Annotated in this window: 18 protein-coding genes and 1 tRNA gene; 16 read left to right on the top strand and 3 right to left on the bottom strand. The window is 38.4% G+C overall.

Annotation, left to right across the window (positions count from 1 at the left end; all coding sequences use genetic code 11):
* The first annotated feature begins 16 nt into the window (after positions 1-16).
* The 8 genes from RM539_RS00315 (at position 17) to arsB (ending at position 6,578) form a co-directional block, all read left to right on the top strand.
* A complete protein-coding gene (locus RM539_RS00315; RefSeq protein WP_311501472.1) occupies positions 17-358 on the top strand; it encodes a phage holin family protein in 342 nt (113 codons plus the stop codon).
* A gap of 86 nt (positions 359-444) precedes the next feature.
* The gene (gene tig / locus RM539_RS00310) at positions 445-1,767 is read left to right on the top strand and encodes a trigger factor (RefSeq protein ID WP_311501471.1); all 1,323 of its coding nucleotides are present in this window, start codon (positions 445-447) and stop codon (positions 1,765-1,767) included.
* A gap of 181 nt (positions 1,768-1,948) precedes the next feature.
* Positions 1,949-2,629 (top strand): ATP-dependent Clp endopeptidase proteolytic subunit ClpP, encoded by a 681-nt coding sequence (clpP, locus tag RM539_RS00305; RefSeq protein WP_311501470.1) that lies wholly within the window; start codon positions 1,949-1,951, stop codon positions 2,627-2,629.
* Positions 2,630-2,699: 70 nt separating this feature from the next.
* Positions 2,700-3,932: an ATP-dependent Clp protease ATP-binding subunit ClpX gene (gene clpX, locus RM539_RS00300; protein ID WP_311501469.1), complete on the top strand. Its 1,233-nt coding sequence runs from the start codon at positions 2,700-2,702 to the stop codon at positions 3,930-3,932.
* 116 nt (positions 3,933-4,048) lie between these two features.
* A complete protein-coding gene (locus RM539_RS00295) occupies positions 4,049-4,381 on the top strand; it encodes an ArsR/SmtB family transcription factor (protein ID WP_311501468.1) in 333 nt (110 codons plus the stop codon).
* Between the two features lie 53 nt (positions 4,382-4,434).
* Positions 4,435-4,896 (top strand): DUF6428 family protein, encoded by a 462-nt coding sequence (locus RM539_RS00290; protein WP_311501467.1) that lies wholly within the window; start codon positions 4,435-4,437, stop codon positions 4,894-4,896.
* A complete protein-coding gene (locus tag RM539_RS00285; RefSeq protein WP_311501466.1) occupies positions 4,850-5,536 on the top strand; it encodes a low molecular weight phosphatase family protein in 687 nt (228 codons plus the stop codon). Before RM539_RS00290 ends, RM539_RS00285 begins: the two co-directional genes overlap by 47 nt.
* Before the next feature lie 4 nt (positions 5,537-5,540).
* Positions 5,541-6,578 carry an ACR3 family arsenite efflux transporter gene (gene arsB / locus RM539_RS00280; protein ID WP_311501465.1) on the top strand — a complete coding sequence of 346 codons (1,038 nt, stop codon included), beginning with the start codon at positions 5,541-5,543 and terminating at the stop codon, positions 6,576-6,578.
* Between the two features lie 153 nt (positions 6,579-6,731).
* On the opposite strand, the gene RM539_RS00275 is transcribed toward arsB, so the two are convergent.
* Complete coding sequence (locus tag RM539_RS00275; RefSeq protein WP_311501464.1) at positions 6,732-6,980, bottom strand: hypothetical protein; 249 nt, start codon at positions 6,978-6,980, stop codon at positions 6,732-6,734.
* Positions 6,980-7,447 (bottom strand): sulfite exporter TauE/SafE family protein, encoded by a 468-nt coding sequence (locus RM539_RS00270; protein ID WP_311501463.1) that lies wholly within the window; start codon positions 7,445-7,447, stop codon positions 6,980-6,982. Before RM539_RS00270 ends, RM539_RS00275 begins: the two co-directional genes overlap by 1 nt.
* A gap of 152 nt (positions 7,448-7,599) precedes the next feature.
* Here RM539_RS00270 and RM539_RS00265 point away from each other — a divergent pair, with 152 nt between their 5' ends.
* The gene (locus tag RM539_RS00265; RefSeq protein ID WP_311501462.1) at positions 7,600-7,986 is read left to right on the top strand and encodes an Lrp/AsnC family transcriptional regulator; all 387 of its coding nucleotides are present in this window, start codon (positions 7,600-7,602) and stop codon (positions 7,984-7,986) included.
* Positions 7,987-8,082: 96 nt separating this feature from the next.
* Here the strand turns inward: RM539_RS00265 and RM539_RS00260 are convergent.
* Positions 8,083-8,155: transfer RNA gene (locus RM539_RS00260), tRNA-Phe, on the bottom strand.
* Between the two features lie 104 nt (positions 8,156-8,259).
* Between RM539_RS00260 and RM539_RS00255 the strand changes: the two genes are divergently transcribed.
* From RM539_RS00255 to RM539_RS00225, 7 genes are all read left to right on the top strand, one after another.
* A complete protein-coding gene (locus RM539_RS00255; protein WP_311501461.1) occupies positions 8,260-8,991 on the top strand; it encodes a type III pantothenate kinase in 732 nt (243 codons plus the stop codon).
* Positions 8,988-10,226 carry a BamG family beta-barrel-assembly machinery protein gene (gene bamG / locus RM539_RS00250; RefSeq protein ID WP_311501460.1) on the top strand — a complete coding sequence of 413 codons (1,239 nt, stop codon included), beginning with the start codon at positions 8,988-8,990 and terminating at the stop codon, positions 10,224-10,226. Before RM539_RS00255 ends, bamG begins: the two co-directional genes overlap by 4 nt.
* 19 nt (positions 10,227-10,245) lie before the next feature.
* Positions 10,246-11,622 (top strand): tetratricopeptide repeat protein, encoded by a 1,377-nt coding sequence (locus RM539_RS00245; RefSeq protein WP_311501459.1) that lies wholly within the window; start codon positions 10,246-10,248, stop codon positions 11,620-11,622.
* A gap of 1 nt (position 11,623) precedes the next feature.
* Entirely contained in the window at positions 11,624-12,199 is a 576-nt protein-coding gene (gene lptC, locus RM539_RS00240; RefSeq protein WP_311501458.1) for an LPS export ABC transporter periplasmic protein LptC, read from the top strand.
* Positions 12,192-12,386 carry a hypothetical protein gene (locus tag RM539_RS00235; RefSeq protein ID WP_311501457.1) on the top strand — a complete coding sequence of 65 codons (195 nt, stop codon included), beginning with the start codon at positions 12,192-12,194 and terminating at the stop codon, positions 12,384-12,386. Before lptC ends, RM539_RS00235 begins: the two co-directional genes overlap by 8 nt.
* A 5-nt stretch (positions 12,387-12,391) precedes the next feature.
* Positions 12,392-13,681 carry a hemolysin family protein gene (locus RM539_RS00230; protein ID WP_311501456.1) on the top strand — a complete coding sequence of 430 codons (1,290 nt, stop codon included), beginning with the start codon at positions 12,392-12,394 and terminating at the stop codon, positions 13,679-13,681.
* A 94-nt stretch (positions 13,682-13,775) separates the two neighbouring features.
* The gene (locus RM539_RS00225) at positions 13,776-15,896 is read left to right on the top strand and encodes a peptidylprolyl isomerase (RefSeq protein ID WP_311501455.1); all 2,121 of its coding nucleotides are present in this window, start codon (positions 13,776-13,778) and stop codon (positions 15,894-15,896) included.
* The last annotated feature ends 5 nt before the right edge of the window (positions 15,897-15,901 follow it).

Below are 15,901 nucleotides of genomic sequence, written 5' to 3'. Positions count from 1 at the left end.
CAACCAATATTAAATTATGAAATTCATTCTTCGCATCCTGCTTTCTGCAGTAGCTGTTCTTGTTTTAGCTGAAATCCTGCCTGGTGTGGCCGTAGCTAATTATGTTACCGCGATTATTGTTGCGCTTGTCCTGGCACTTCTTAACCTTATCGTAAAACCTTTACTGGTATTGCTCACCCTGCCTGTAACTATTTTAACCCTGGGTCTTTTTCTGCTCATTATCAATGCTATAATTATCTTACTGGCAGATGGCTTTGTGTCCGGCTTTGCAGTAGATGGTTTTTTTATGGCCATAATTTTCAGTTTGTTATTATCGCTTTTCCAATCGCTGCTTTATTCCATTCTAAATTCAGATTAGAAGGCTGCTGAAATTCAGTAAATTGAAACTTTGCGGGCTTCCGAAAAAAGTGTAATTTTGCACTCCAATTTTTATAATAAGTCAAGATGAATATTACCAGAGAGAATATTGATGAATTAAACGCGGTAGTAAAAGTAGATATCGCTAAAGACGATTATCAGGGAAAAGTAGATAAGATTTTAAAAGACTATCGTAAAAATGCCAATATCCCTGGCTTCAGGAAAGGTCATGTGCCCATGGGAATGGTCAAAAAACAATATGGCAAAGCCGTATTGGTAGACGAGGTAAACAAATTATTGCAGGAAGAGCTTAATAAATATCTTACTGAAGAAAAGCTTGATGTTCTTGGGAATCCGCTGCCAAAAGAGCAGGAAAATTTTGACTGGGATAAAGAAAATTACATTTTTGAATTTGAATTAGGGCTTTCTCCCGATTTTAAAGTTGATCTTGATTTAAAAGAACCAATTACCCGTTATAAAATTGTTGCTGATGACGAGATGGTGGAAAACCAGATCAAGAATATGCAGAAACAATACGGTAAGCTGGTATCTAAAGAAACTGCTGAAGAAGGTGATATTGTAGCCGGTACTTTTAAAAATGAAGAAGAAGGCATAGATAACAATACCTCTGTAGAACTTGAAAAAGTAAAAGGAAAAGAAAATCTTGATAAATTTATTGGTGCTAAAGCTGGTGATACCATCAGCTTAAAGACTAAAGGTCTTTTTGAAGATGAGAATGATTTGGTGGGGCACCTCAAAATTGAGCAGGATAAAGCCAATGATCTTGATATAGAAGTTGAATTTACCGTAACTGAAGTTAATCATCAGGAACTGGCAGATCTTGACCAGGAATTATTTGATAAACTTTTTGGTAAGGATCAGGTAAAAACGGTGACAGAGCTTAAAGAAAAGATCAAGGAAGATGCTGCAAAGCAATTTCAGCAGCAAGGTGATCAGCAGTTAATGAATGATGTTACGGAAAAACTGATTGAAAATACTCAGTTTGATCTTCCTAAGGAATTTCTTCAGAAGTGGATCCGCACTGTTGGAGAAGAACCAATGACGGAGGAGGAAGCGGCAGAAGAATATGAAAAGAGCGAAAAAGGCCTTCGGTATCAGCTAATTGAAGGCAAGATAATGAAGGAGAATAATCTTGAAGTTAATTTTGAAGATCTTAAAGCTTTTGCAACAGATAAAATTAAGGAGCAAATGGCACAATTTGGTCAAATGGATCCTTCAGAAAAAGAGCTGGATGATATTGCTGCAAGAATTCTTTCTAATCAGGATGAAGCCAAGCGCTTATCAGAGCAGTTGATGAATGAGAAGCTTCTTGAATTTTATAAAGAAAACATGGAATTCAATGAAAAAGAAGTGACTTACGAGGAATTCGTGAAAGAAATATATGAGTAGGCCTTTTTTATAATTTATACTTATCTTTAAGGCGTTAAACCATTTGGTATAGCGCCTTTTTTAGTAAAAATGAACCCGGGTTTTCGGGTTAAAGCAAGGCCAATTGAACTTTGAGACTAAAGTTTTATTGGCTGATATTTTTAAATAGATGTTTTATTGAAAAACATAAAAAATATAATTGATGGATTACGGAAAAGAATTTGAGAAATATGCCACCAAACATCATGGAGTAAATAGTATGTACTATGATAAACTGGTGAGTACGGTGACTCCACCAACGGGTATGACACCCAACATTATTGAAGAACGCCAGATGAATGCTGTGGCAATGGATGTTTTTTCGCGTTTAATGATGGACCGCATCATTTTTATGGGTACCGGGATTAATGATCAGATTGCAAATATTATCCAGGCGCAGCTGTTATTTTTGGAAAGTACCGACTCTTCTAAGGATATTCAAATTTATATAAATTCCCCTGGAGGTAGCGTTTATGCCGGACTGGGAATTTATGACACAATGCAGTTCATTAAGCCGGACGTGGCAACTATCTGTACAGGAATGGCGGCTTCTATGGGAGCTGTACTTTTATGTGCGGGAGAAAAAGGAAAACGAAGTGGATTGCCTCATTCCAGAGTGATGATTCACCAGCCTATGGGAGGAGCCCAGGGTCAGGCAAGTGATATTGAAATCACCGCTCGTGAAATCTTGCTTTTAAAAGAAGAATTATATAAGATTATCTCCAAGCATACCGGACAGTCTTACGATAAGGTTCATGAAGACAGTGACCGTGACTACTGGATGAAAGCCGATAGGGCTAAAGAATACGGAATGATTGATGAAATTTTACAGAGAGAAGGATAAATTGGAATTCAGGATTTCTTTTTTATATTATAATAAAAGAACCTGAAATACAAATAGGAAAACCAAAAGAATGGGTAAAGAGGATTTAGAATGTTCATTTTGCGGAAGGAAGAAGCCGGAAACGAGTTTACTTATTGCCGGGCTTGATGCACATATATGTGATAGATGTATAGAACAGGCTCACGGAATAGTTCTGGAGGAATCCCGCCAGGGAGATGCTAAAGAACTATCATCAGATTTGATGCTTAGCAAGCCTAAAGCGATTAAAGCTTTCTTGGATGAATATGTTATTGGCCAGGAAGCCACAAAAAAGGTAATGTCAGTTGCCGTTTACAATCATTATAAAAGGCTGTTACAGCCAAATTCTGAAGATGATGTAGAAATCCAGAAGAGTAACATCATTATGGTTGGGGAAACCGGTACGGGAAAAACACTTATAGCAAAGACCATTGCACGAATGCTTAATGTGCCACTCGCAATTGTTGATGCTACTGTTTTAACTGAAGCCGGATATGTTGGGGAAGACGTGGAAGGTATTCTTACACGTTTGCTTCAGGCTGCCGATTATAATGTTGATAAGGCACAACGTGGTATTGTTTTTATAGATGAGATTGATAAAATTGCCAGAAAAAGCGACAATCCTTCTATAACACGAGATGTTTCCGGGGAAGGTGTGCAGCAGGCTTTGCTGAAGTTGCTTGAAGGAACCACAGTTAATGTTCCGCCGAAAGGAGGAAGAAAGCATCCCGACCAGAAGTTTGTTGAGGTGGATACCGAAAATATCCTGTTTATCGCTGGTGGAGCATTTGATGGAATTGAAAGAAATATTAGTAAAAGGCTGAATATGCAGGCGGTTGGTTTTAGTGCCTCCAAGGGTGAAGATACCATAGAGCGCACCAATTTGCTGAAATATATTATTCCGAAGGATTTAAAAGATTTTGGTTTAATTCCTGAAATTATCGGGCGTCTTCCTGCCCTTACTTATATGAATCCGCTTGATAAAGATACCCTTCGCGCAATTCTTACCGAGCCCAAAAATGCCATCATGAAGCAGTATAAAAAACTCTTTGAGATGGATGATATAGAGTTTGAAATGACCGAAGATGCTTTGGATTATGTAGTTGGAAAAGCTGTGGAGTATAAGCTTGGTGCAAGAGGATTACGTTCGCTTTGTGAGGCTATTCTAACTGATGCTATGTTTGAAATGCCGGAAGGCAATGAAAACAAACTGGTGGTAGATGCTGAATACGCTGAAGAAAAGCTGAATAAATCGACTATTAATAAACTGAAAGCTGTTTCTTAATTTTCAAAAAAATTAAAATACTGAATCAGGCCGTCTAATTTTAGATGGCCTTTTTTCATTTAATAATTTATCACCTTTGAAATATTTATTGTAATATTGCAATATAACGTAATTAAATGGGAGTTACTAAATCTGAAATATTCACCGATTATCAAAATGAATTAGCCGTGGTTTCCAGAGTTTTTGGCCATCCAGCCAGGATTGCCATTCTTCAGCATCTCATTAAAACCCAAAATTGTGTTTGTGGAGACCTTGTAGAAGTAATTGGTTTGGCGCAACCTACTATTTCACAACATGTCCGGGAGCTTAAAAATCTTGGATTGATAAAAGGAAATATTGAGGGTACGCGCGTGTGCTATTGTATAGATGCAGTGCGCTGGGGAGAAATTAAAAAGCTGTTTGGGGATTTTCTGGACCAGCAGGTTTCTGCTTCAGAAGAATGTTGCTAAAAAAATTTGAATAAGTATATCGTAATATTGCGATAAAACAATAGATGTAAATTATGAAAATATCAGAAATCAAAGAGTATTTGGTTCAGCTTGATCAAATAGCATTTAAACTGCCGAATGGAAATTTAGTGCCCCGGCACTTTCATGTCACAGAAATAGGCAAAATCAGCAATAAATTTATTGACTGTGGCGGAACGCTGAGAGAGGAAGAAATAGCCAACTTTCAGTTATGGGAAGCAAGTGATTACGATCACCGGCTGCATCCCGAAAAGCTCATTTCTATTATTGAACTTTCAGAAAAGCTGCTGGAATTGGGAAATTTGGAAATTGAGGTGGAATATCAGAGGGAAACCATCGGAAAATATGATTTGGGGTTTGATGGTAAAGATTTTCTGTTACTGAATAAACAAACCGATTGCCTTGCCAAAGATAAATGTGGTGTACAGGAAAAACCAAAGATGAAAATGAGTGAATTACAGTCATCATCTTGTGAACCCGGCAGCGGCTGCTGTTAACGCTATAGATATGGAAGCAAGAAATAAGATTTTACCAAAACTTCAGCAAAAAATTGAAGCTTTTGAGGTCTCTTCAGTTTCAGAAGAAAGAAAGAAAATTTTAGCTCCTCTTATCGAGTACATTGCTGAGAAAGCTACGAAAAAGGAGGTGGCAAATATCAATTTTATCTGTACCCATAATTCAAGGAGGAGCCAGTTTGCGCAAATTTGGGCACAGGGGATAGGGCAGTTTTATGATATTCCTGTTCAGGCTTTTTCCGGCGGAGTAGAGGTTACCGCTTTTAATGAAAACGCAGTTAAAGCTATAAAGAGCGCAGGTTTTAAAATTGTTGCGGAAGGAGAAGAAAACCCGCTATACTCTGTTTTTTATGCTGAAGAATTAACTCCGGTAAAAATGTTTTCCAAAAAATATGATGATAAAGTGAATCCGCAGAAGAATTTTGCGGCCGTCATGACCTGTTCTCATGCAGATGAAACCTGTCCTTTTATTCCGGGAGCCGAAAAACGGATTGCGGTAAAATATGAAGACCCAAAAGAGTTTGATAACACTCCGGAGCAGGATCAAAAATATCGGGAAAGAAGTGAACAAATTGCGGCAGAGATGAAGTATGTTTTCTCTTCTATATCAGTCAAATATTAATTCTATGCCTGCAGGAACTAAGAAACTGGGGATTTTAAACACCTATCTTACACTTTGGATTTTTCTGGCAATGGCTGTTGGTGTAAGCCTGGGGTATTTTTTTCCTTCAGTACCCGCTCAAATCAATTCCTACAGTAGTGGTGCCACTAACTGGCCAATTGCAGTTGGGCTGATTTTAATGATGTATCCGCCTCTCGCAAAAGTGAATTATCGCTTGCTGCCTAAAATTTTTCAGAATATAAAGATTCTATCCATTTCCCTGTTGCTCAACTGGATTATTGGCCCTGTGTTAATGTTTACGCTTGCCATGATTTTCCTTCAGGATTATCCCGAATATCTTGTCGGGTTAATTTTAATTGGGCTCGCTCGTTGTATTGCAATGGTGCTGGTGTGGAATGATCTTGCTGAAGGAAACAGTGAGTACGGCGCTGCGCTGGTAGCCCTGAACAGCGTTTTCCAGGTTTTCGCCTATAGTTTCTATGCCTGGCTTTTTATAACCGAATTACCGCCGTTATTTGGCTTTGAAGGTGCTATTGTAGATATTTCTATCGCAACAATTGCTGAGAGCGTGGCGATATACCTTGGAATTCCGTTTTTAGCAGGAATTCTTAGCAGGTTTAGTTTGGTTAAATTAAAGAGTAAAGAATGGTATGAAGAAAAATTTATTCCTGCAATTTCACCACTTACACTCATGGCTTTGCTCTTTACTATCGTCCTTATGTTTTCCCTGAAGGGCGAGCTTATTGTGGAAATTCCCATGGATGTTATAGTAATTGCTGTGCCATTGTTGATTTATTTCACGCTCATGTTCCTAATAGGCTTTTTTGTGAGTAAAGCCATGGGAGCAGATTATGATAAAAATGCTGCGATTTCTTTTACCGCTGCAGGGAATAATTTTGAACTGGCTATTGCTGTTGCTATTGCTGTTTTCGGTTTAAATTCTGGCCAGGCCTTTGCCGGGGTGGTAGGGCCGCTAATCGAGGTTCCTGCGCTTATTCTCCTTGTGCAGGTGGCTTTCTGGTTAAGGAGAAGGTATTATTAGATGATAAAGTAGGTGGGGAGCACAAATCAGCCTAATAAAAGAGAAGCTTTATAAATCGAAAACTGCCAACCCAGGATTTTGTCGGGGATTTCCAGGATATGGGAATGACTGAAATACGGCATAAAATCAAATGAAAAATATTTGTTGTTAATATCAAAAAAAAAGAGCTACACCTGAGAGACAGAGAAGTGCTAATAAAATATTTTTAAACAATTTCTCATTTATCTTTGTAAATGCGCGTTTTCCCAAAAACTGAGCCAGAAGAAAAACGGGAAATATTATGAGGCTTGTTTTAACATGGTTTGCATTTAAGACACCGCTTATGGCCAGGGTGGGAATGCGTATAGCTGTTACAAGAGCCAGAACTCCAATCATTGTTGCCCTGAAAATTTTAATATCCATCACATTGTTTTTACAGCTATTACGTAGAGCGGACCGCCGGTGGAAAATACGCCTGAGAAAAAACCTCCTAATATTCCAAAAGCCGTACTTGTTTTATTGCCAGGACGGACGTCTTTTCTACCCAGAATTGTATATGCTACATATAGAAGAATAAAAACTCCAAGGGCCTTTTGTAAAATCACGGGCCTGGTGTAAGTTAGTGCGATAATACCTATAACAACCCCTATTACTGACGCTAAGGTGAGTTTGCCAATAACTTTTTGATCAATGTTCTTCCATTCTTTTGATACCATAAAAGCACTGGAAAATAGATAAAATATTGAAATATAGGCAATGGCATCGGGTAATTTCAGGCCCAGCAACAATATTGGCAGGGCTACCAGGGAACCGGCAAATCCAACTACCGTCTGAACAAAAAAACCAATAAATATAGCTACTCCAAGCAGTATTAGAAGCTCTGGATTCATAAAAATATCAATTTTAGGTGGATCAAAATTAAGTAGTGAAAAGCTTAAATAGCATTAGAATCAATGGTATAATGCAAAAATATTTATATAAAAACGCTAATTTTAAAAATAAACCACCGAAACAATGGTAGACGAATTAGATCTCAGGATTATTGAAATATTATTCCAGGACTTCTTTTGCTGATATAGGCAAGAAAATCTTTCTCTCCCCATCATCTGTAAGGGAAAGGATTAAGAAGTTGGAGGATGTTGGTGTAATAAGAGGCTATAGCCTGGATGTTGATCAGAACCTAATGGGAAATAACTTGGAGGTTTTTATAATGTTGAAGATTTTCACCGGGAAATTTAATACTGCGATTTCAGAAATTAATTCTTATCCCGAAATACAGGAGGCTTTCAGGATTACCGGGCAGCAAAATATTCATTTGCGGGTGGCATTAAAAAATCAACTTCATCTCCAGCAGTTTATTGACAAGCTTATAGCCTTTGGGGAACCTACTACTCATTTAATCCTGTCTGAATTGAGAAAGGATTTTTGAGTGATCCTGGGGTTGATGGATGATACTGGATCAAGATTCATTTCATAAAAGGATAAAATTAAAAAACCCCGAACTAAAAAGTCCGGGGTTTTAAGGTGGTGCCTCCAGGAATCGAACCAGGGACACAAGGATTTTCAGTCCTTTGCTCTACCAACTGAGCTAAGGCACCAATTGCTTTTGAAAGCGGTGGCAAATATAATTTCAATTTTAGTAACTGACAAAAGAAATTTTAAAAAAATGCTTTTGTATTTTAGCATCTTTACTTTTTAAAGCATGAATTTAGTAGTAGATATTGGGAATTCTTTAGTGAAAGCGGCTGTTTTTCAGGAAACTGAGATGCTGGTGAAAACTATATTTCCAATGTCAGATTTTTCGGAAAAAATTTTAGAAATCAGGAATAGTTATCCTAAAACAGGTGCGGCTATACTTTCCAGCGTAATAAAAGAGGTAAAAGATGAGGTAAGTTTGCTTCAGGAAAACTTCTATTTTCTTCAGCTTTCCTCAAATCTTGCTCTGCCGTTTAAAAATTGCTATGCAACTCCGGACACTTTGGGAAAAGACAGGATAGCTTTAGTGGCGGCGGCTGTTGCGGGTTTTCCGTATAAAAATGTTTTGGTTATTGATGCCGGTACCTGCATTACTTTCGATTTTAAAAATAAAAAAGAAGAATATCTGGGTGGCGCCATTTCCCCGGGTTTGGAAATGAGATTTAAGGCACTGCACAAGTTTACCGCAAATTTACCGTTATTAAGTGCAGAGGGAAATGTTAAAATGATTGGAGATTCTACAAAAAGCAGCATATTGTCTGGTGTCATTAACGGTATTACTGCTGAGATTGATGGGACGATAAATGCCTATAGCTCAAAATATGAAGATTTAACAGTTATTTTTACAGGTGGGGATCAGCAAATTTTGTCTATGAGGTTAAAAAATAGCATATTTGCGAACTCAAATTTTCTCCTGGAAGGATTAAACCATATTTTAGAATTTAATAAAAATCAATGATTAAACGATTTATAGTAATCGTCGCTATTCTTTCTTCCGCTTTGGCGGCTGCACAGGAGAATGTTTCTTCTCCATATTCATACTACGGTATAGGACTTACTAATTTTAAGGGAACGGTAGAAAACCGCTCTATGGGAGGATTGAGTATCTTTTCAGACAGTATACATCTAAACCTTCGTAATCCTGCTTCTTACGGTAGGTTAAGACTTACAACTTATTCTCTCGGGGGGAGCCATCAACGTACCAAACTGAAAACTGAGGAAGAGCAGGATAATTCGAAAATTTCTACTTTGGATTATCTGGGGATTGGAATTCCCGTAAGCAATCGGCTGGGATTTGGACTAGGGCTTGTGCCTTACACCTCTGTGGGATATCGCATTCTTGATATTAATGAAGATGTTGCCAGCAGGCTTAATGGGCGTGGGGGAATGAATAAAGTTTTCCTTTCAGCAGGTTATGAGATCAATAAAAATTTTAGTGTAGGGATTGATGCCAATTATAACTTCGGAAATTTTCAAAACAGAAGAACCGTGAGTCGTGAAGGTATCCAGTTTGGTACAAGGGACATCAGTCGGTCCGATATTCTTGGCTTTAGCTTTAACTTTGGTGTGGATTACCAGGCAATGGTTTCAGAAGATCTGCAACTTCATGTAGCGGGTACTTTTGCTCCTGAAGTTAATTTGACTTCAGAAAACTTCAGGGAACTTTCTACTGTTGCATTTGTTTCCAGTGGAGAAGCTATTGTGGAATCCAGGGAACTGGATGTGGATGATACAGAATTTGCATTACCGCAACAATATACATTGGGGGCGGGAATAGGAAAACCCAGAAAATGGTTTGTGGGTGCAGAATACAATGGTATTGGGAGAAGTTCTTTTCTTTTTAATTCGGTTACCGATGATGCTGTGTATAAAGATGCGGCACAATACAGGTTAGGAGGCTTTTTTATTCCGAGATATAATTCTTTTACAAGTTATTTTAGCAGAGTGGTTTACCGCGGCGGAATGCGATATGAGGAGACCGGCCTTAATCTTAACGGAGAAAGTGTAAATGAGTTTGGCATATCTTTTGGAGTTGGCTTACCTGTAGGAGCACAATTCTCCAACTTAAATCTTGGAGTAGAGTATGGACAGCGCGGTACAACATCTTCGGGACTTATACAGGAGGATTATTTTAAGATATCCATAGGATTATCTTTAAATGATAAGTGGTTCGAAAGAAGAAGATTTAATTAACCAATATAAACAAGTAAAAATGAAAGCGAGATTTATAGCATTAATTACCGGTGCATTATTAGGGTCCGGTGCTTTAAGTGCACAATCTAACAATTGCCCTACTATGGCGGCTTTGGCTTATGATGATGCAAAAGCAAAGAATTATGATGCGGCATATGAGCCCCTTAAAAATGTAATGGAAAAGTGTCCGGATTACAGTTTGGCAACATACCAGTATCTTGAACGAGTGCTTGAAGATAAAATTAAAAAGGCATCTGCCGATGCTGAAAAGAAGCAATATATTAATGAACTAACTTCCGTATGGGAAAAAAGGCTGGAACTTTATCCTGAAAAAACCAGTAAGGGGAAAGTTTATGGTGATATCGCTCAGCTTCAGTATGATAATAAAATAGGTACAAAAGAAGATCTTTATAATGCGTTTGATAAAGCCTTTACAGAAGACCGTGAAAATTTTACAAGTGCAAAAGGCCTTTATGCATATTTTGACCTGATGGTGGAAATGCAGGATGCAGGAGAAAGGGAACTTCAGGATGTATTTGATATTTATGATAAGGTAATGTCTAAAATTGAGGAAGAGGAAAATGATGCAGCTGAAAATTTAGCACCTCTTTTAGAAAAGCAGGAAGCCGGGGAGGAACTTACCTCAAAAGAAGAGTCACAAATAAAATATGCTGAAATTAATCTTGGCAACTATAATGCAGTTAAAAATGCATTAAATGCCAAGCTTGGAGCAAGAGCAGATTGTGATAACCTTGTTCCTCTTTACAAAGAAAATTTTGAAGAAAACAAAGCAAACGTAGAATGGCTGCAAAATGCCAATGCAAGATTGTCTGCTAAAGATTGTACCGAAGATCCATTATTCTTCCAGGTATCTGAAGCATTGCACCAGTTGCAACCTTCTGCAAATTCTGCGTATTCTTTAGGACAGTTGGCAGAGGCTGATGGGGACAGGACAAAAGCTTTAGAGTACTATAATGAAGCTGCCGAGCTTGAAGAAGATCCTAGCGATCAGGCAAGGATATATTATAGAATTGCCAATAACTACCAGGAGAGAGGTAGCTTTAGTCAGGCAAGAAACTTCTATAGAAAAGCGCTTAATGCAAGACCTTCTATGGGTACAGCTTACCTTCAAATTGCAAACATGATTGCTAAAAGTGCGAACAATTGTGGTGACGATGCATTTTCTAAAAGAGCTGTTTACTGGTTAGCTGCAGATTATGCAGCAAGAGCTGCAAGGGTAGATCCTTCTATCTCCGATAATGCAAATCAGGCTGCTGCGAGCTACCGTGGTAGAGCGCCTCAAAAATCTGATGTTTTCCAGGCAGGTAGAAGTGCCGGGGAGGCTATCCAGATAGGATGTTGGATTGGCGAGACAGCTCGTATCCCTCAAATGTAATATGATATTTAAATATAATCACATAATTTCAGGCATTGTCACGCTTATAGGCGTGACAATGCTTTTTTCATGCCAGGGTAATCTTAACGAAGTAAGGGAAATGGATATGCAGGGTGATTCTCCGCAGGCTGTCGCTCAGGGGCTTAATCTTAAATTTACCGATTCCGGCAGGTTGGTGGCTATCCTTAGAAGTCCAAAGATGTACGATTATACCAACAAAAATTTTCCGTTCAGGGAATTTCCTGACGGTTTGGAGGTAGAATTTTTTGATGAAAACAATAAGAAAAATACCATTACCTCAGATTATGGGATAATCTACGATGAAACCGGGTTGATTGATTTGAGAGGTAATGTGGTGATTGTTACAAGTGACAGTACACAACTGGAAGCAAGCCAGTTGTATTGGGATCAGAATAAAAGCTGGGTTTTTACAGACAGGCCTAATACTATAAGATTTCCCGATGGTGGAGTAAATCAGGGCCAGGGTTTTGATTCTAACCAGAATTTCGGTAATTTCCGTTCAAGGACCAATGTAGGTGTCCAGATTTTAGATGAAACAGAAGAAGAGGATGAGTAAATACTTCAAGTTTTTTGAGTTTGCCTATCTGGCATTTGCAGCTTTTTTTATTTTCGAAGCCGTTAGAATTTGGGATACTGAGCGAAACCGCGCATATATTTTTCTGTTTTTCGTGTTGATAGCAGTATTTATGTTCTTTTTTAAAAGACGTTTCAGGCAGAAGTATAAAGACCGCAACGAAGAATAATCCCTATGGATGTAGAAATCTTAATTATTGTTCTTTCTCTTTTATTTTCTGCTTTTTTTTCGGGAATGGAAATCGCCTATGTTTCCTCCAATAAGATTTATATTGAAATTGAAAAGCGCCAGAACGATTTTTTGGCCAAGGTTTTAAAGCGGCTAACCAAAAAACCATCCAAATTTATCGCCACTATGCTGGTGGGCAATAATATCGCCCTTGTAATTTACAGTTTTTTTATGGGCGATTTGCTTATGAACTGGCTGGTCGGGATAGAAACTGCGGAAGATAGTTTTCTTAATTATCTTATTGTAGATCTTAGTCTTTTCACCCAAACAATAATCTCCACTTTAATTATTCTGCTTACTGCAGAATTTTTGCCCAAAGTTTTTTTTCAGATCTATGCCAATAATATGCTGAAGTTTTTTGCGGTACCTGCTTACTTCTTCTATATGTTGTTCAGTTTTGTCTCGTCTTTTGTGATCTGGGTTTCAGATCTTGTGCTGAAGCGCTTCTTTAAAACCGAAGGGGATGAAGTGCAGCTTGCCTTCAGTAAGGTAGAGCTGGGGAATTTTATAAGCGAACAAATGGAGACGGTTGAAGAAGATGAAGAAGTGGATTCAGAAATTCAGATTTTTCAGAATGCCCTGGAATTTTCAGATATCAAAGCCCGGGAAGTAATGATTCCCAGGACAGAGATTATTGGAGTTAACCAGAAAGAAGATCCCAAAGGTCTAATTGAAAAATTTACAGAAACCGGTCTTTCAAAAATTTTAGTTTATAATGAAACCATAGATGATATTATTGGTTATGTTCATTCTTTTGAACTTTTTAAAAAACCATCATCCATAAAATCAATTTTGTTGCCGGTTATCTTTGTGCCGGAAACGATGTGGGTAAAAGATGTGCTGAATATCCTTATCAAAAAGAGAAAGAGTATTGCAGTGGTTATAGATGAATATGGCGGCACCAGCGGAATGATGACCGTTGAAGATATTGTGGAGGAGCTTTTTGGCGAAATTGAAGATGAGCATGATTCTCCTATTCTTATAGAGGAAAAAATTGATGATGATCATTACAAATTTTCTGCCCGCACAGAGGTGGATTATGTAAATGAAACCTACAAGCTCAATATTCCGGAAGGTGAAAATTATGAAACACTGGGAGGGTTTATTGTACATCATACAGAAGAGATCCCGGAACAGGGCAAGGTCCTGCAAATAGAAGATTTTGAATTCCGCATTCTTGAAGTTTCCAATACCAAAATTGAACTTATAGAGGTGAAAATTAAACCGGTCGATTAATCCAGTCTAGTTAATATTTTGCTAATTATAAGTTTTATAATTAGGCTAAAAACACTATTTTCGCCCACTATATTTTGATAAATAACAATTAAAGATGGCAGTATTAAATAAAATCAGACAGCGTTCTGTTTTCCTTATTGTGATTATTGCATTGGCACTATTTTCTTTCGTATTGGCCGATGTGATTCGTAACGGGGGCTTATCTTCCCAGAAATCACAGAACACAATCGCATCTGTAAACGGTGAAGATCTAAGCAGGGAGGAGTTTGCAAGACAGGTAGAAGCACTTCAACGTAACAGCGGGGGGAGCGTTAGTACCATTCAGGCCGCCAACCGTGTTTGGGACCAGCAGTTAAGACAAATCATCATTGAAAACCAGCTTGAAGAGATTGGTTTAAGGGCAGAGGAAGATCAAATCACTCAAATGATTAAGGCGCAAATGTCCAATAATCCCAATTTTGTAAATGAAGCAGGCGTTTTTGATGAAAACAGGCTTAGGGAATATGTGGCCAATTTGAGGGCTACTTCTCCACAGGCCTATGCACAGTGGGAACAGTATACTCAAAATATGGCTGGAACTGCACGCCAGAGCCTGTATCTTAACATGATTAGTGCCGGGGTTGGAGCAACGCTTACCGAAGCAGAACAGGCTTACAGGATGCAAAATGATAATATTGACCTTCGGTTCGTGCAGATTCCTTATTCTTCAATTTCTGATGATGAGGTTGAAGTAAGCAAATCTGAAATAAAGGATTATATACAAAATCATTCTGCACAATTTGAAACGGAAAAATCTGTAAATATGCAGTATGTGTTCTTTGAAGAAGCACCTTCTTCTGATGACAGGACTGAAGCTAAACAGGCTCTTACAGACCTGATGGGTAACAGTGTTGAATATAACCAGGCTTCAAAAGCAAATGATACTGTAGCAGGTTTCGAAAATACTAATGATGTAGAGAATTTTGTAAGTCAGTATTCAGATTTGCCATTTAACAACCAGTTTGTTTTCAAAAATGATCTTCCGCAGGGAATAGCAGATGAAATTTATAACCTTTCTGAAGGCGATGTTTTTGGCCCTTATGAGGAAGATGGTTATTGGAAAGTTTCTAAGTTGCTTGAGACAAGGCAAATGCCGGATTCTGTAAAAGCTAGCCATATTCTCGTGACTTTCCAGGGAACACAATTTGATCCTGAGGTAACAAGAACAAAAGAAGAAGCACAGGCTTTGGCCGATAGTGTCGCCGGAGTGGTAAGAAATGATCAGTCAAAGTTTGCTGAACTTGCTTCTCAGTTTTCGTCAGACCGTTCCAACAAGGAACAGGGAGGTGACCTTGGTTATTTTTCTCCCGGAATGATGATTCCCGCTTTTGAAGATTACGTTTTTGAGAATGAAGAAGGAGATATTGGAGTTGTGGAAACCGATCTTGGTTATCATGTGATTTCCATAGACGAGCAAACAGAAGAAGAGAAGGCCGTTAAAATCGCAACTATCGCCAAGGAAATTGAACCTTCTGAAAGATCAAGAAACGATTTGTTTAATGAAGTCACAAAATTCCAGATAGCTGCCGGGGAAAATGACTTTTCTGAACAGGCAAAAAGCAATAACTATCAGGTAAGAACAGTAAGAAGCGTAAAGGCGTTGGATGAAAATCTTCCCGGTATTGGAGCACAACGTAATGTAATACAATGGGCTTTTCAGGATGATGTAAAATCTGGAGATGTTAAACGTTTTGATACGCCAAACGGGTATGTGGTTGCTCAGGTAACTGCAAAAAATAAAGCCGGATTAACCAGTGTAGAGGAAGCTTCCTCGCGTGTAATCCCGATTATAACCAAACGCAAGAAAGCTGAAATTATAAAACAGCAAATTAGTTCCAATTCTCTGCAGGAAATTGCTCAAAATCAAAATGTAATCGTGCAGACAGCCAATGCAATTAACCTGGCCAGCCCAACTTTAGCTGGTGCGGGTAGGGAACCTGAAGTTGTTGGTGCGGCATTTGGACTTGAAACAGGCCAGGTAAGTAAACCAGTTGCTGGCGAGAAAGGGGTATATGTTTTTGAAGTTACTAACCGGACTGAAGCTCCTGGATTGAATTCTTACAATGCAGTTGCCCAGCAGGAGACTGCCCAACGCAGACAAACAGCAGGTTCAAGGGTTTTTGAAGCCTTAAAAAAGAAAGCTGAAATTGAAGATAATAGGGCTAAATTTTATTAGTAATC

Origin of the sequence: Autumnicola musiva (genome assembly GCF_031846585.1) — a bacterium.
Taxonomy (GTDB): domain Bacteria; phylum Bacteroidota; class Bacteroidia; order Flavobacteriales; family Flavobacteriaceae; genus Autumnicola; species Autumnicola musiva.
This window is presented reverse-complemented; position numbering and strand designations above follow the sequence as displayed.

Coding starts and splice junctions, on each gene's coding strand:
- RM539_RS00225 (WP_311501455.1), top strand. CDS start 13,776: ATGGCAGTATTAAATAAAATCAGACAGCGTTCTGTTTTCCTTATTGTG.
- clpX (WP_311501469.1), top strand. CDS start 2,700: ATGGGTAAAGAGGATTTAGAATGTTCATTTTGCGGAAGGAAGAAGCCG.
- tig (WP_311501471.1), top strand. CDS start 445: ATGAATATTACCAGAGAGAATATTGATGAATTAAACGCGGTAGTAAAA.
- RM539_RS00290 (WP_311501467.1), top strand. CDS start 4,435: ATGAAAATATCAGAAATCAAAGAGTATTTGGTTCAGCTTGATCAAATA.
- bamG (WP_311501460.1), top strand. CDS start 8,988: ATGATTAAACGATTTATAGTAATCGTCGCTATTCTTTCTTCCGCTTTG.
- RM539_RS00245 (WP_311501459.1), top strand. CDS start 10,246: ATGAAAGCGAGATTTATAGCATTAATTACCGGTGCATTATTAGGGTCC.
- RM539_RS00235 (WP_311501457.1), top strand. CDS start 12,192: ATGAGTAAATACTTCAAGTTTTTTGAGTTTGCCTATCTGGCATTTGCA.
- RM539_RS00230 (WP_311501456.1), top strand. CDS start 12,392: ATGGATGTAGAAATCTTAATTATTGTTCTTTCTCTTTTATTTTCTGCT.
- RM539_RS00270 (WP_311501463.1), bottom strand. CDS start 7,447: ATGAATCCAGAGCTTCTAATACTGCTTGGAGTAGCTATATTTATTGGT.
- RM539_RS00255 (WP_311501461.1), top strand. CDS start 8,260: ATGAATTTAGTAGTAGATATTGGGAATTCTTTAGTGAAAGCGGCTGTT.
- lptC (WP_311501458.1), top strand. CDS start 11,624: ATGATATTTAAATATAATCACATAATTTCAGGCATTGTCACGCTTATA.
- RM539_RS00295 (WP_311501468.1), top strand. CDS start 4,049: ATGGGAGTTACTAAATCTGAAATATTCACCGATTATCAAAATGAATTA.
- arsB (WP_311501465.1), top strand. CDS start 5,541: ATGCCTGCAGGAACTAAGAAACTGGGGATTTTAAACACCTATCTTACA.
- RM539_RS00315 (WP_311501472.1), top strand. CDS start 17: ATGAAATTCATTCTTCGCATCCTGCTTTCTGCAGTAGCTGTTCTTGTT.
- clpP (WP_311501470.1), top strand. CDS start 1,949: ATGGATTACGGAAAAGAATTTGAGAAATATGCCACCAAACATCATGGA.
- RM539_RS00275 (WP_311501464.1), bottom strand. CDS start 6,980: ATGGATATTAAAATTTTCAGGGCAACAATGATTGGAGTTCTGGCTCTT.